General features: G+C 69.2%; 12 protein-coding genes and 1 tRNA gene. 7 read left to right on the forward strand and 6 right to left on the reverse strand.

What is annotated here, in order from left to right; all coding sequences use genetic code 11:
* The first annotated feature begins 96 nt into the window (after positions 1–96).
* The 4 genes from LG634_RS23415 to LG634_RS23430 are packed head-to-tail and all read left to right on the forward strand — an operon-like array spanning position 97 to position 4,560.
* The gene (locus LG634_RS23415; protein WP_226735927.1) at positions 97–1,029 is read left to right on the forward strand and encodes a branched-chain amino acid ABC transporter permease; all 933 of its coding nucleotides are present in this window, start codon (positions 97–99) and stop codon (positions 1,027–1,029) included.
* Between the two features lie 5 nt (positions 1,030–1,034).
* On the forward strand, positions 1,035–2,744 hold the full coding sequence (locus LG634_RS23420; RefSeq protein ID WP_226736054.1) for a branched-chain amino acid ABC transporter permease: 1,710 nt from the start codon (positions 1,035–1,037) through the stop codon (positions 2,742–2,744).
* 5 nt (positions 2,745–2,749) lie between these two features.
* Positions 2,750–3,847, forward strand: coding sequence for an ABC transporter ATP-binding protein (locus LG634_RS23425; RefSeq protein ID WP_226736056.1), 1,098 nt, complete (start codon positions 2,750–2,752; stop codon positions 3,845–3,847).
* Positions 3,844–4,560 (forward strand): ABC transporter ATP-binding protein, encoded by a 717-nt coding sequence (locus LG634_RS23430; RefSeq protein WP_226735929.1) that lies wholly within the window; start codon positions 3,844–3,846, stop codon positions 4,558–4,560. The genes LG634_RS23425 and LG634_RS23430 overlap by 4 nt, the downstream gene beginning before the upstream one ends.
* A gap of 68 nt (positions 4,561–4,628) precedes the next feature.
* Here the strand turns inward: LG634_RS23430 and LG634_RS23435 are convergent, their stop codons facing one another.
* Positions 4,629–5,261 (reverse strand): ANTAR domain-containing response regulator, encoded by a 633-nt coding sequence (locus LG634_RS23435; protein WP_226736058.1) that lies wholly within the window; start codon positions 5,259–5,261, stop codon positions 4,629–4,631.
* A 121-nt stretch (positions 5,262–5,382) separates the two neighbouring features.
* Between LG634_RS23435 and LG634_RS23440 the strand changes: the two genes are divergently transcribed.
* Both LG634_RS23440 and LG634_RS23445 read left to right on the forward strand, forming a co-directional pair.
* A tRNA-Leu gene (locus tag LG634_RS23440) sits at positions 5,383–5,457 on the forward strand.
* A gap of 108 nt (positions 5,458–5,565) precedes the next feature.
* Positions 5,566–6,309, forward strand: coding sequence for a helix-turn-helix domain-containing protein (locus LG634_RS23445; RefSeq protein WP_226735931.1), 744 nt, complete (start codon positions 5,566–5,568; stop codon positions 6,307–6,309).
* 6 nt (positions 6,310–6,315) lie between these two features.
* On the opposite strand, the gene LG634_RS23450 is transcribed toward LG634_RS23445, so the two are convergent.
* The 3 genes from LG634_RS23450 to LG634_RS23460 all read right to left on the reverse strand — a co-directional run bounded on the left by LG634_RS23450 (position 6,316) and on the right by LG634_RS23460 (position 9,607).
* Positions 6,316–7,128, reverse strand: a complete 813-nt coding sequence (locus LG634_RS23450; protein WP_226735932.1) for a glutamate ABC transporter substrate-binding protein — start codon at positions 7,126–7,128, stop codon at positions 6,316–6,318.
* Positions 7,129–7,327: 199 nt separating this feature from the next.
* Positions 7,328–8,755, reverse strand: a complete 1,428-nt coding sequence (pyk, locus tag LG634_RS23455; protein WP_226735934.1) for a pyruvate kinase — start codon at positions 8,753–8,755, stop codon at positions 7,328–7,330.
* Positions 8,756–8,899: 144 nt separating this feature from the next.
* Positions 8,900–9,607, reverse strand: coding sequence for an SIMPL domain-containing protein (locus LG634_RS23460; RefSeq protein WP_226735936.1), 708 nt, complete (start codon positions 9,605–9,607; stop codon positions 8,900–8,902).
* A 178-nt stretch (positions 9,608–9,785) separates the two neighbouring features.
* On the opposite strand from LG634_RS23460, the gene LG634_RS23465 reads away from it, so the two are divergent.
* Positions 9,786–11,582: a bifunctional metallophosphatase/5'-nucleotidase gene (locus tag LG634_RS23465; protein WP_226736060.1), complete on the forward strand. Its 1,797-nt coding sequence runs from the start codon at positions 9,786–9,788 to the stop codon at positions 11,580–11,582.
* Between the two features lie 27 nt (positions 11,583–11,609).
* Here LG634_RS23465 and LG634_RS23470 read toward each other — a convergent pair whose 3' ends face one another.
* On the reverse strand, positions 11,610–13,022 hold the full coding sequence (locus tag LG634_RS23470) for a lysine N(6)-hydroxylase/L-ornithine N(5)-oxygenase family protein (RefSeq protein ID WP_226735938.1): 1,413 nt from the start codon (positions 13,020–13,022) through the stop codon (positions 11,610–11,612).
* Entirely contained in the window at positions 13,019–14,416 is a 1,398-nt protein-coding gene (locus LG634_RS23475; protein WP_226735939.1) for a pyridoxal phosphate-dependent decarboxylase family protein, read from the reverse strand. Before LG634_RS23475 ends, LG634_RS23470 begins: the two co-directional genes overlap by 4 nt.
* Between the last annotated feature and the right edge of the window lie 202 nt (positions 14,417–14,618).

Genomic DNA, 14,618 nt, shown 5'->3' on the forward strand with positions numbered 1-14,618 from the left:
CCGGCGTGTGACACACCACCCCACCCCCCCCGGGGGGGGGCCCACCCCCCCCCCCCGCCCGGACTCTTATCCGACACGCTCATCGGAGGCCCTGCGGTGCACGAACTGCCGCAACAGCTGGCCGACGGCCTGGCCCTCGGTGCCCTTTATGGCCTCATCGCCATCGGGTACACCATGGTCTACGGCATCGTCCAGCTCATCAACTTCGCCCACGGCGAGATCTTCATGATCGGGGGCTTCGGCGCCCTCACCACGTTCCTCATGCTCCCCGAGGGGACCACCCTCCTGGTGGCCATCCCGGTCATGATCATCGGTGGCGCGATCGCCTCCGTAGCCGTCGCAACCGCCGCGGAACGCTTCGCGTACCGCCCGCTGCGCAACGCCCCGCGACTCGCACCCCTCATCACGGCGATCGGCCTCTCGATCGCCCTCCAGCAGCTCGTCTGGGGCTTCTACCCCGACGCGAAGGACAAGCGCACCTTCCCGGAGTTCACCGGCGAAGCCTTCAAGATCGGCGACAACCTGCTGATCCAGCGCTCCGACGCGTTCATACTCGTGCTGGCCCCGCTCTGCATGCTCGCCCTCGGCGTCTTCGTCTCCAAGTCCCGCAGCGGCCGCGCCATGCAGGCCACCGCCCAGGACCCCGACACCGCCAAGCTCATGGGCATCAACACCGACCGCATCATCACCATGGCCTTCGCCATCGGTGCCGCGTTCGCCGCCGTCGCCGCCGTCGCCTACGGCCTCGACAAGGGCCAGATCGGCTTCGAGATGGGCTTCATCCTCGGCCTCAAGGCGTTCACCGCAGCCGTCCTCGGCGGCATCGGCAACATCTACGGCGCCATGGTCGGCGGCGTCGTCCTCGGCCTCGCCGAGACCCTGTCGATCGCCTACATAGCCGAAATCCCGGGCATGCAGCAGCTCGGCGGCGGCGCCTGGTCCAACGTCTGGGCCTTCGTTCTCCTCATCGTCGTCCTCCTCGTCCGGCCACAAGGCCTGCTCGGCGAGCGCGTCGCGGACAGGGCGTGAGCACCATGACCGACACCACCCTCCCCACCACCGGCGACAGCTCCCGCAACCAGAAGCTCTACGCCGTCCTCGGCGGCACCCTCATCACCGCGGTCAGCACCTTCCTCGCCTGGACCTACACCGAGAACTTCCCGGGCAACCTCACCATCTACGGCAGCCCGGCCAGCCTCCAGTTCCTCACCCTGATCGGCGCCATCCTCACCGCCGTTCACGCCCTCGCCGCCCTCGGCACCAAGCAACTCGCCTGGATCGCCCCCGCCGGCACCCGCAAGGCACTCTGGCTGCTCGCCCTCGGCACCGCCGCCACCACCTGGTTCACCGTGATCGCGATCACCGTCGAACTCGGCGGCCTCGTCCACCTCGACCCCGGCGCCTACGTCGCCCTCGTCGGCTCCGCCCTCTCCGCCGTCGCCGCGTACTTCATCGCCGACGACACCCGCAAGGCGGCCCCCGCCAAGCAGCTCCCCTCCTGGGCCGAAATCCTGATCATCGTCGCGGCCTTCGCCATCGGCCTCTACGTGATCACCTTCGGCATCGACACCGACGACAAAGAGCCGCAGCTCTTCATCGCGTACCTCATCACCGTCGTCTTCGTCTTCCTCGCGCTCGTCAAGTCCGGCCTCATGGACCGACTGAGCACGATCACCGCGAACAACCGCGTGGTGACCGTCTCCGCCGCCTTCGTCGCGGCCCTGGCGTTCCCCTTCACGCAGCAGAGCGGCGACACCTACACGCTCATCGCGGTCAACATCATCATCTTCGCGACCGTCGCCCTCGGCCTCAACGTCGTCGTCGGCCTCGCCGGACTGCTCGACCTCGGATACGTCGCCTTCCTCGGCGTCGGCGCCTACACCGCCGCCCTCGTCTCCGGAACGACCGCCTCCGCGTTCGACATCCACCTCCCCTTCGGCGTCGCCGTCATCCTCGGCGCGATCGTCTCCCTGGTGTTCGGCGTCGTCATCGGCGCCCCCACCCTCCGCCTGCGCGGCGACTACCTCGCCATCGTCACCCTCGGCTTCGGAGAAATCTTCCGCATCGCCATGGGCAACCTCGACGGCGTCTCCGGCCCGCAGATCACCAACGGCCCGAACGGCATCCCGAACATCCCCGACCTGGAGATCTTCGGATACAACTTCGGCGAGCCCCACACCATCCTCGGCATCACCCTCGGCTCCTACGCCAACTACTACTTCCTGATGCTGCTGGCGATGGTCCTCGTCGTCACCGTGTTCAGCCGCGCCGGCAACAGCCGCATCGGCCGCGCCTGGGTCGCCATCCGCGAAGACGAAACCGCCGCCACCGCCATGGGCATCAACGGCTTCCGCGTCAAGCTCATCGCCTTCGCCCTCGGCGCCACCCTCGCCGGCCTCGCCGGCACCGTCCAGGCCCACGTCCAGCACACCGTGGTCCCCGAGATGTACCAGTTCGCCGGCCCCGTGCCCCCGAACTCCGCCTTCCTGCTCGCCGCGGTCATCCTCGGCGGCATGGGCACCATCCGCGGCCCCATCCTCGGCGCCGCACTGCTCTTCCTGATCCCGGCCAAGCTGCAGTTCCTCCAGGACTACCAGCTCCTCGGCTTCGGCATCGCCCTCATCATCCTGATGCGCTTCCGCCCCGAAGGCCTCATCGCCAACAAGCGCGCGCAGCTGGAGTACCACGACGACACCGCTGACCAGGCCCCCACGGACCTGGCCACCGCCAAGGCTGGTGCGTGAACACCATGACGACCACCACCACCCAGACCGTCCTCGAAGCGAGCGGCGTCACCATGCGCTTCGGCGGCCTCACCGCCGTCCGCTCCGTCGACCTCAAGGTCAACTCCGGCGAGATCGTCGGCCTCATCGGCCCCAACGGCGCCGGCAAGACCACCTTCTTCAACTGCCTCACCGGCCTGTACGTGCCCACCGAGGGCACCGTCAGCTACAAGGGCACGGTCCTGCCGCCCAAGCCGCACCTGGTCACCAAGGCCGGCATCGCCCGCACCTTCCAGAACATCCGGCTCTTCGCCAACATGACCGTGCTGGAGAACGTCCTCGTCGGACGCCACACCCGCACCAAGGAAGGCCTCTGGTCCGCCCTCCTCCGCGGCCCCGGCTTCAAGGCAGCCGAAGCCGCCTCCGAGAAGCGCGCCATGGAACTCCTCGAGTTCATCGGCCTCTCCCACAAGGCCGAACACCTCGCGAAGAACCTCCCCTACGGCGAGCAGCGCAAGCTGGAGATCGCCCGCGCCCTCGCCAGCGACCCCGGCCTGCTGCTCCTCGACGAGCCCACCGCCGGCATGAACCCGCAGGAGACCCGCGCGGCCGAAGAGCTCATCTTCGCCATCCGGGACATGGGCATCGCCGTCCTCGTCATCGAGCACGACATGCGCTTCATCTTCAACCTCTGCGACCGGGTGGCCTGCCTCGTCCAGGGCGAGAAGCTGATCGAGGGCAGCCCGTCCGAGGTCCAGGGCGACGAGCGCGTCATCGCCGCCTACCTCGGCACCCCGTTCGAGGGCGACCCCGGCGCCGCCGAGGTCGCCGAGGTCGAGGCCGCCGAAGCCCACGCGGCGGCGGAGGCTTCCACCGAGGCCGACGCTCCCGCGAAGGCCGAGGCTCCCGCCGAGGCCGAAGCCGAAGCCGAGCCCGAGGCCGCGCCTCCCGCCGAGACCGCCACCGAGGCGGCCGCCGAGAGCGAGACCGAAGAGGCCGGCTCCGACGAGGACACCCCCGCCGACGAGCCCGCCGACACCACCCCCGAGGCCCCCGCCGCCGACCCCGGCGACGACACCCCGGACAGCACCACCAGCACGGACAAGGAAGGAGAGGCCAAGTGACCGCACTGCTCAAGGTCGAGGACCTCAAAGTCGCCTACGGCAAGATCGAAGCCGTCAAGGGGATCTCCTTCGAGGTCAACGAGGGCGAAATCGTCTGCCTCGTCGGCACCAACGGCGCCGGCAAGACCACCACCCTCCGCACCCTCTCCGGCCTCATCAAGCCGCGCTCGGGCAGCATCACCTTCGACGGCCAGCCCCTCAACGCCGTCCCCGCCCACAAGATCGTCTCCCTGGGCCTCGCCCACTCCCCCGAGGGACGCCACATCTTCCCCCGGCTGACGATCGCCGAAAACCTCCAGCTCGGAGCCTTCCTCCGCAGCGACAAGGACGGCATCGAGAAGGACATCCAGCGCGCCTACGAGATGTTCCCCATCCTCGGGGAACGCCGCAAGCAGGCCGCCGGCACCCTCTCCGGCGGCGAGCAGCAGATGCTCGCCATGGGCCGGGCCCTCATGTCCCAGCCCAAGCTGCTCATGCTGGACGAGCCCTCCATGGGCCTCTCCCCCCTCATGATGCAGAAGATCATGTCGACCATCGCCGACCTCAAGGCCGCCGGCATGACCATCCTCCTCGTCGAGCAGAACGCCCAGGCCGCGCTCTCGCTCGCCGACCACGCCCACGTCATGGAGGTCGGCAAGGTCGTCCTCTCCGGCACCGGGCAGGACCTGCTCCACAACGAGGACGTCCGCAAGGCGTACCTCGGCGAGGACTGATCCACCCGCCCCACACGCAAGGGCCCGCCTCCCTCGGGGGAGGCGGGCCCTTCGCCGTACGTGTACCGCTACTGCTGCTTCGCGGCGTTCTTCTTCTCCTCGGCGTCCTCGATGACCGCCTCCGCGACCTGCTGCATCGACATCCGGCGGTCCATCGACGTCTTCTGGATCCACCGGAACGCCGCCGGCTCCGACAGCCCGTACTGCGTCTGCAGCACGCTCTTCGCCCGGTCCACCAGCTTCCGCGTCTCCAGCCGCTGCGAGAGGTCCGCGACCTCCTGCTCCAGCGCCTTCAGCTCCGCGAACCGCGACACCGCCATCTCGATCGCCGGCACCACGTCACTCTTGCTGAACGGCTTCACCAGGTACGCCATCGCACCCGCGTCACGGGCCCGCTCCACCAGGTCCCGCTGCGAGAACGCGGTCAGCATCAGCACCGGGGCGATCGACTCCCCCGCGATCTTCTCCGCCGCCGAGATCCCGTCCAGCACCGGCATCTTCACGTCCAGGATCACCAGATCCGGCCGGTGCTCCCGGGCCAGCTCCACGGCCGTCTGCCCGTCCCCCGCCTCGCCGACGACGGAGTAGCCCTCCTCCTCCAGCATCTCCTTGAGATCGAGGCGGATCAGCGCCTCGTCCTCGGCGATGACGACCCGCGTCGTCAACGGCGGGACATGCGGCTGCTCGGCGTCGACGGGCATGCGCTCGGGCTCGGCGGCGGTCACGGGGGCTCCTCAAGGCGGGGCTGAACTGCTCCCCCGAGCCTACCCACCTCCTGTAAGGTGGTCTCACACAGGGCTACCATCAGCCTTCGTTTCTTAGGCCCCAGTACTCCAACTGGTCAGAGAGGCCGCTCTCAAACAGCGGACAGTGTGGGTTCGAATCCCACCTGGGGCACCTTCCTCGAATTCCAAGGTCACGCCAGGCCAGGCGAGATTCCGCCTTTCAGGTGAACTCACGCTCTTGCAGACATCCGAATGTCCACAATTCTGCAGTCTCGGCCATATGTACGACCTCACGACCCGCAGGCATGCCCTGAACCTCGTGGCGCAGGGCCGCAGCCTGAATTCCGTCAGCAAGGAAACCGGCATCTCCAGGGCCGCGATCCGTTCATGGCAGCACCGCATCGAGCCGCTCCCCCGCATCCGGGCAACGGACTGCACCGCGCCCGCTGATCGAGAGGCATACGTCTATCTGCTCGGCCTCTACCTCGGTGACGGATGCATCAGTCGACACCCGCGCGGCGGTCACTACTTACGGATCGCTTGTGCGGACGCGTGGCCCGGCCTCATCGACGAGTGCCGACGGGCAATCCGGGCCGTGCGACCGGAGAACAAGGTGTACGTGTTGCAGCGACAGGGCTGCGTCAACGTCACGAGCTACGGTCGCCACTGGACCTGCCTGTTCCCCCAGCACGGCCCGGGCCGGAAGCACGACCGCCGCATCGTGCTCGACGGGTGGCAGCAGAACCTGGTCGACGCCCACCCCTGGGCGTTCATCCGGGGTCTCATCCACTCCGACGGGTGCCGGATCGTGAACTGGACCCGGCGCGGCGAGAAGCGGTACGAGTATCCGCGCTACTTCTTCACCAACAAGTCGGACGACATCCGGAAGCTGTGCACGGACACCCTCACGAAGGTGGGAGTGGAGTGGACGATCCTGGCGCGGGGCAGCGACCCACTCAACGTCTCCATCGCCAAGAGGGCGTCCACCGCATTGATGGACGCCCACGTGGGACCGAAGTACTAGCTGCCGCTAGCCCGTGATGGACGGGGCCGGGTCGTTCTTGTAGGCGGCGGGGCCGAAGTTGGTTTCGACCGCCTTGGTCCAGGCGCCGTCCTGGACCATCTTCTTCAGGGCCGCGTTGATCTTGTCGCGGAGGTCGGTCTTGCCCTTCTTGATGCCGATGCCGTAGTTCTCGGTGCTGAGGTTCAGGCCGATCAGGCGGAACTGGCCCTGGTACTTCTTCTGGGCGGCGAAGCCGGCGAGGATCGAGTCGTCGGTCGTCATCGCGTCGAGGTACGTGTCCTTGAGGGCGACGGCGCACTCGGAGTAGTTGCCCAGCTCCATCAGCGCGGCCTTCGGGGCCAGCTTCTCCTTGACGTTCTGGGCCGAGGTGGAGCCGGTGACCGAGCAGAGGCGCTTGCTGTTGAGGTCGGACGCTTCCTTGATGTTCTTGTCGCCCGAGCGGACCATCAGGTCCTGGTGGGCGGTGAAGTACGGGCCTGCGAAGTCGACCTTGGCCTTGCGCTTCTCGGTGATGGAGTAGCTGGCGACGACGTAGTCGACCTCGCCGTACTGGAGGAGCAGTTCCCGGTCGAGGCTGGTGACCTGCTTGAACTCGATCTGCGAGGGCTCGTAGCCCAGCTCCTTGGCCACGTAGCGGGCCACGTCGACGTCGAAGCCGGAGAAGGTGTCGTCGGCGTTCTTGAAGCCGAGGCCGGGCTGGTCGAACTTGATGCCGACCGAGATCTTCTCCTGCTCGTCGCCACCGCCTTCGCCGCAGGCGGTGGCCGTCAGGGAGAGGACGAGGACGGCAGCGCAGAGGCCGGCTCGGGAGACCTTCATCAGGGGGGAGTTCCTTTGGTTCAGCGTCGAGAAGGAAGTGCAGGTCTTCCTCGGCTGCAAAGGAACCTATGGAGCGGGTCCGCGCGGAGTCATCAGAGTTGAGCAAAACTTGAGGATAACGATCCGGTTCCGCCGGAGATCTTCCGGTGATTGGTTTAGACCACCGGAAGATCCACTGTATCGCACGCGGTGCCGCCGTTCAGCGGACGGCGTCCCCGATGTGGTGGACGCGCACCAGGTTGGTGGAGCCGGTCACGCCGGGCGGGGAGCCGGCGGTGATGACGACGACGTCGCCGGGTGCGCAGCGCCCGATCCGCAGGAGCTCCTCGTCGACCTGGGCGACCATCGCGTCGGTGGAGTCGACGTGCGGGCCGAGGAAGGTCTCGACGCCCCAGGTGAGGTTGAGCTGGGAGCGGGTGGCGGGGTCGGGGGTGAAGGCGAGGAGCGGGATGGGTGAGCGGTAGCGGGAGAGGCGGCGGGCGGTGTCGCCGCTCTGGGTGAAGGCGACGAGGTACTTGGCGCCGAGGAAGTCGCCCATTTCGGCGGCGGCGCGGGCGACGGCGCCACCCTGGGTGCGGGGCTTGCTGCGTTCGGTGAGGGCGGGGAGGCCCTTGGCGAGGAGGTCTTCCTCGGCGGCTTCGACGATCCGGCTCATGGTGCGGACGGTTTCGACGGGGTACTTTCCGACGCTGGTCTCGCCGGAGAGCATGACGGCGTCGGTGCCGTCGATGATGGCGTTGGCGACGTCGGAGGCTTCGGCGCGGGTGGGCCGGGAGTTGTCGATCATCGAGTCGAGCATCTGGGTGGCGACGATGACCGGCTTGGCGTTGCGCTTGGCGAGTTTGATGGCGCGCTTCTGGACGATGGGGACCTGTTCGAGCGGCATTTCGACGCCGAGGTCGCCGCGGGCGACCATGATGCCGTCGAAGGCGGCGACGATGTCGTCGATGTTCTCGACGGCCTGCGGCTTTTCGATCTTTGCGATGACCGGGAGGCGGCGGCCTTCCTCGTCCATGATGCGGTGGACGTCCTCGATGTCGCGGGCGGTGCGGACGAAGGAGAGGGCGATGACGTCGGCGCCGGTGCGCAGGGCCCAGCGGAGGTCTTCGATGTCCTTGTCGGAGAGGGCGGGGACGGAGACGGCGACGCCGGGGAGGTTGAGTCCCTTGTGGTCGGAGACCATGCCGCCTTCGATGACGCGGGTGCGGACGCGGGGTCCGTCGACGTCGGTGACTTCGAGGGTGACGCGGCCGTCGTCGACGAGGATGAGTTCGCCGGGGGTGACGTCGGCGGCGAGGCCGGTGTAGGTGGTGCCGCAGGTGTGGCGGTCGCCGTGGGTGTCTTCGACGGTGATGGTGAAGGTGTCGCCGCGTTCAAGGAGTACGGGGCCTTCGCGGAACTGGCCGAGGCGGATCTTCGGGCCTTGAAGATCGGCGAGGATGCCGACGCTGCGGCCGGTTTCGTCGGAGGCTTTTCGGACGCGCTGGTAGCGCTCTTCGTGGTCGGCGTGGGTGCCGTGGCTGAGGTTGAAGCGGGCGATGTCCATGCCGGCTTCGACGAGGGCTTTGATCTGGTCGTACGTGTCGGTGGCGGGGCCCAGGGTGCAGACGATTTTTGCTCGGCGCATGGGCCGAGCGTATGGGGCTACCGATCAGTAGTGGCCGGCTTCGGGGTGACTGCTCAACAACCTTTTGGTGAAAGGGTGTTGACAACTCTCGAATGGTGGGCGGGGGTGCTCTGATGAGCACCCCCGGTGGGCCGCGGAGGGTCTTCAGAGCCGGGGCGGGGTCATGGTGAAGCGTGCGTTGACGGCGGCGTGGACGGTCTGGCGCTGGGGTTCGAGGTCGAGGGCGGGGGCGAGTTCGGCGTCTTGGGCGTAGGCCATGGAGCGCATCATTCCGGCGGGTGCGGCGGCCATGGTGTAGGGCTCGGGGGATTCGGCGCCGAGGTCGGCGAGTTCGAGGAGGGCTTCGAGTTCGGCGCCGAGGGCCTGGGCGTATTCGCGGGCGCGCTGGACGGCTTCGCGGACGGCTTGGCGGCGGGCTTCGCCGTGGGCGGGTGAGTCGGGGCGCAGGGCCCACCAGGGGCCGTCGACGCTGGTGAGGTCGAGGTCGGCGAGGCGGGTGGTGAGTTCGCCGAGGGCGGTGAAGTCGGTGAGTTCGGCGGTGAGGTGGACGCGGCCGTGGTAGGCGCGGATGCGTTCGCCGCGGCCGTGGCGGGTGAGTTCGGGGGTGATGGAGAAGGTGCCGGTTTCGAGTTTTTCGACGGCTTCTCCGTAGCTTTTGACGAGGTCGATGACGGTGGTGTTGCGGCGGGTGAGGTCGTCGAGGGCGGTGCGGCGGTCGGTGCCGCGGGCGCTGACGGTGATGCCGAGGCGGGCGATTTCGGGGTCGACTTCGATGCGGGCTTCGCCGCGGACGGCGACGCGGGGGGTCTGGGGGGTGCCGTAGGGGGCGGGGTGCGGGGTGTCGGTGGTCATGCGGTCCACTGTGGCACCGGGGGGCGGAGTGTGGGGGGTCACGGGGGCGATTCCGGGCCGGGGGTGTTGTGGCCGGATGTCGGTGGGTCAGAATCTACGCGCGTTGTGTCGGTTGCCCGGTGCGGACCTTGCCGGGGTGGCCGCGCGCGTGTTGTTGGAGCCTCACGAGGGAGATGACATGCCGTTCGATCGTCGGACGTTTCTGGGTACGTCGGCCGTGACCGGTGCCGCGGTGGCGGTGGGCGGGGCTGCGGCTTCGCCGGCTGCTGCGGCGGCCGGGGAGCGGGCGCGGCCGCGTACGTATGCGTTCACGGTGATGGGGACGACCGATCTGCACGGGAACGTCTTCAACTGGGACTACTTCACGGACAAGGAGTTCGACGACAAGGCGCACAACGATGTGGGTCTGGCGAAGATCTCGACGCTGGTGGACCAGGTGCGGGCGGAGAAGGGGCGGCGGAACACGCTGCTGATCGATGCGGGTGACACGATCCAGGGCACGCAGCTGTCGTATTACTACGCGAAGGTGGATCCGATCACGGCGCGGCGTGGTCCGGTGCATCCGATGGCGCAGGCGATGAATGCGATCGGGTACGACGCGGCGGCGCTGGGGAACCACGAGTTCAATTACGGGATTCCGGTGCTGCGGAAGTTCGAGGAGCAGTGTGATTTCCCGCTGCTGGGGGCGAATGCGCTGGATGCGCGAACGCTGCGGCCGGCGTTTCCGCCGTTCAGCATGCACCGGTTGTGTACGCCGTTCGGTCCGGATGTGAAGGTGGCGGTGCTGGGTCTGACGAATCCGGGGATCGCGCTGTGGGACAAGGCGAACGTGCAGGGGAAGATGACGTTCCCGGGTCTGGAGGAGCAGGCGGCGAAGTACGTGCCGCGGCTGCGGTCGATGGGTGCGGACGTGGTGATCGTGTCGGCGCACTCGGGTTCGTCGGGTACGTCGTCGTACGGTGATCAGCTGCCGTACGTGGAGAACGCGGCGGCGCTGGTGGCGGAGCAGGTGCCGGGGATCGACGCGATCCTGGTGGGTCATGCGCACACGGAGATCCCGGAGTACCGGGTGGCGAACAAGGCGACCGGCAAGGAGGTCGTGCTGTCGGAGCCGTTGAAGTGGGGGCAGCGGCTGACGCTGTTCGACTTCGAGATGTCGTTCTCGCGGGGCCGGTGGCACGTGGCGAAGGTGTCGGCGAAGGTGCTGAACTCGAACACGGTGGCGGAGGACCCGAAGATCACGGGGCTGCTGTCGGACGAGCACCGCAAGGTGGTGGCGTACGTGAACCAGGTGATCGGTACGTCGACGCAGGCGATGGTGTCGGCGGAGGGTCCGGTGAAGGACGTGCCGATCATCGATCTGATCAATCACGTGCAGGCGGAGACGGTGCGGTCGGCGCTGGCGGGTACGGAGTGGGCGGCGCTGCCGGTGCTGTCGCAGGCGTCGTGCTTCTCGCGGACGGCGTCGATCCCGTCCGGGCAGGTGACGATCCGGGATGCGGCGGGGCTGTATCCGTTCGAGAACACGCTGGAGGCGCGTCTGGTGACGGGTGCGCAGCTGAAGGAGTACCTGGAGTACTCGGCGAAGTACTTCGTGCAGACGGCGCCGGGTGCGCCGGTGGATCCGGCGGCGCTGACGAATGCGGAGGGTACGCCGGACTACAACAACGACGCGGTGTACGGGCTGTCGTACGACATCGACATCGCGCAGCCGAAGGGGTCGCGGATTTCGGGGCTGTCGTTCGGGGGGAAGCCGGTGGATCCGCAGGCGCAGTTCGTGCTGGCGGTGAACAACTACCGGGCCTCGGGCGGTGGCAACTTCCCGCACGTGCCGCAGGCCCGGCAGCTGTGGGCGAACTCGGACGAGATACGTAACACGATCATCAGCTGGGTGAAGGCGAAGGGGACGGTGGATCCGGCGCAGTTCGCGTCGGTGGACTGGCGGCTGACGCGAGCGGGTGTGCCGGTGTTCTAGTGCCGGTGTAGTGGTGCTGCCCCTGGGTCAGGGGTGTTCGACGAGCGGGAGCAGGGGTCCGGGCGTGCGTGTCCGGCTCTGCTCCCGTTCTGCGATTCCGAAGGTGGTGAAGGCGGTGCGGTCGGGCAGGGGGTAGGGCTCCTTGCCGGTGAGGGTGTTGAGGATCGTGGCGCTGCGCCAGGCGGCGAGGCCGAGGTCGGGGGCGCCGACGCCGTGGGTGTGGCGTTCGCCGTTCTGGACGAAGACGGAGCCGGTGACGGTGGGGTCGAGGTGCATGCGGTAGCGGTCGTCGATGCGGGGGCGGCCGGCGGAGTCCTTGCGGAGGTAGGGGTCGAGTCCGGCGAGGAGGGGGGTGAGGGGGCGTTCGCGGTAGCCGGTGGCGAGGACGACGGCGTCGGTGGTGAGGCGGGAGCGGGTGCCCTGGTCGGTGTGTTCGAGGTGGAGTTCGACCTTGGTGGTGGCGACGCGGCCGGCGGTGCGGACGCTGACGCCGGGGGTGAGGACGGTGTCGGGCCAGGTGCCGTGGAGGGTGCGGCGGTAGAGCTCGTCGTGGATGGCGGTGATGGTGTCGGTGTCGATGCCCTTGTGGAGTTGCCATTGGGCGGGGACGAGGCGGTCGCGTACGGCTTCGGGGAGGGCGTGGAAGTAGCGGGTGTAGTCGGGGGTGAAGTGTTCGAGGCCGAGCTTCGAGTACTCCATGGGGGCGAAGGAGGGGGTGCGGGCGAGCCAGGTGAGGCGTTCGCGGCCGGCGGGGCGGGCGCGGAGGAGGTCGAGGAAGACTTCGGCGCCGGACTGTCCTGAGCCGATGACGGTGACGTGTTCGGCGGCGAGGATGCGTTCGCGGTGGTGGAGGTAGTCGGCGGAGTGGATGACGGGGACGGTGGGGGCGTCGGCGAGGGGGCGGAGGGGTTCGGGGACCCAGGGGGCGGTGCCGATGCCGAGGACGAGGTTGCGGGCGTGGGTGCGGCCGAGGGCTTCGGCTTCGCCGTCGGCGTCGAGCTGGGTGAAGTCGACTTCGAAGAGGTCGCGTTCGGGGTTCCAGCGGACGGCGTCGATCTGGTGGCCGAAGTGGAGGCCGGGGAGGCTGTCGGCGACCCAGCGGCAGTAGGCGTCGTATTCGGTGCGGTGGATGTGGAAGCGCTCGGCGAAGTAGAAGGGGTAGAGCCGTTCGCGGTGCCGGAGGTAGTTGAGGAAGCTCCAGTGGCTGGCGGGGTCGGCGAGGGTGACGAGGTCGGCGAGGAACGGGACCTGGAGGGTGGCGCCGTCGAGGAGCAGGCCGGGGTGCCAGTGGAAGGCGGGGCGCTGGTCGTAGAAGGCGGTGGCGAGGCCGCCGTCGCGGGGGCCGTGGGGCAGGCCGTGGGCGAGGGCGGCGAGGGACAGGTTGAAGGGCCCGATGCCGATTCCTACGAGGTCATGGGGGGTGTCGGGCTGGGCGCTCATCGGTGGGTGCTGCCTTCCAGGAGGGTGAGGAGGTGGGTGAGGTCGTCGGTGGTGGTGTGGGGGTTGAGGAGGGTGGCCTTGAGCCAGAGGCGGCCGTCGGCGGTGGTGCGGCCGAGGACGGCGCGGCCGTCGTGGAGGAGGGTGCGGCGGAGTTCGGCGACGGCGGGGTCGGGGAGGCCGGTGGGGCGGAAGAGGACGGTGCTGATGGTGGGGTGGGCGTGGAGTTCGAAGCGGGGGTGGGCGTCGATGAGGTCGGCGAGGGTGCGGGCGGTGGCGAGGGTGCGGTCGATGAGGTCGGCGAGTCCGGTGCGGCCGAGGGCGCGGAGGGTGACGGCGGTTTTGAGGACGTCGGCGCGGCGGGTGGTGCGCAGGGAGCGGCCGAGGAGGTCGGGGAGGCCGGCTTCGGTGTCGTCGGTGGCGTTGAGGTAGTCGGCCTGGTGGTGGAGGGGGGTGAGCTGTCGGTGGTCGGGTACGGCGAGGAGGCCGGCGGCGGCGGGCTGCCAGCCGAGTTTGTGCAGGTCGAGGGTGATGGTGTGGGCGTGTTGGAGGCCGTCGAGGAGGTGGCGGTGGCGGGGGCTGAGGGTGAGGAGGCCGCCGTAGGCGGCGTCGACGTGGAGGGGGGTGTGGTGGCGGGCGCAGACGGCGGCGATGGCGGGGAGGGGGTCGATGAGGCCGGCGTCGGTGGTGCCGGCGGTGGCGGCGACGAGGGTGGGGCCGGGGTGGCGGGTGAGGGCGTCGTCGAGGGTGGCGGGGTCGAGGGTGCCGTGGGGGGTGGGGAGGGTGAGGGGGGTGGGGAGGCCGAGGAGCCAGGCGGCGCGGGGCAGGGAGTGGTGGGCGTTGGCGCCGTGGACGAGGGTGACGGGGCCGTGGTGTTCGCGGGCGAGGAGGAGGGCGAGCTGGTTGGCTTCGGTGCCGCCGGTGGTGGTGAGGGCGTCGGGGTGGGGGGTGTCGTAGAGCTCGCGGGCGAGGGTGCGGGTGAGGAGGGTTTCGAGGGCGGTGGCGGCGGGGGCCTGGTCCCAGGAGTCGAGTGAGGGGTTGAGGCTGGAGGCGGCGAGGTCGGCGGCTGCGGCGACGGCGAGGGGCGGGCAGTGGAGGTGGGCGAGGCAGCGGGGGTCGGCGGGGTCGGCGGCGCCTTCGGCGAGGGCGTGGACGAGGGTGTGGAGGGCTTCGTGGTCGCCGGTGCCGTGGCTGGGGAGGAGGTCGCTGCCGAGGGTGGTGGTGAGGCGTTCGGTGACGGTGTCGGGGCCGCCGGGTGGGAGGGGTCCGCTGCGGGCGCGGGCGCCGGTGGTGAGGGCGTCGAGGACGGTGTCGAGGAGGGGGCGGAGGGCCGTGGCCCCGGTGGTTCCGCCGGCGAGGGGCGGGAGGTGCGGGTGGGGGCCGGGCGGGGCTGTCATGGGTGTCCTCGGTGCTTTTCGTGTGCGGGGTCGGGCCCGCGTGGGTGGCGGGTCGTGGTGCCCGTGCTGGTCAACGATCAGGGCCGAATGGGGTAACCGTCGGGGGTGCCGGGAGGGGCAATTTCCGGCCATGTGCATGACGGCTGCGGGTGGTGCGGGCGGGGGTGGTGGGGTGTGCGTGCCGGGGGTTGCGGGCCGCGAA

The organism is Streptomyces bambusae (genome assembly GCF_020532645.1).
In the GTDB taxonomy this organism is placed as follows: Bacteria; Actinomycetota; Actinomycetes; order Streptomycetales; family Streptomycetaceae; genus Streptomyces; species Streptomyces bambusae.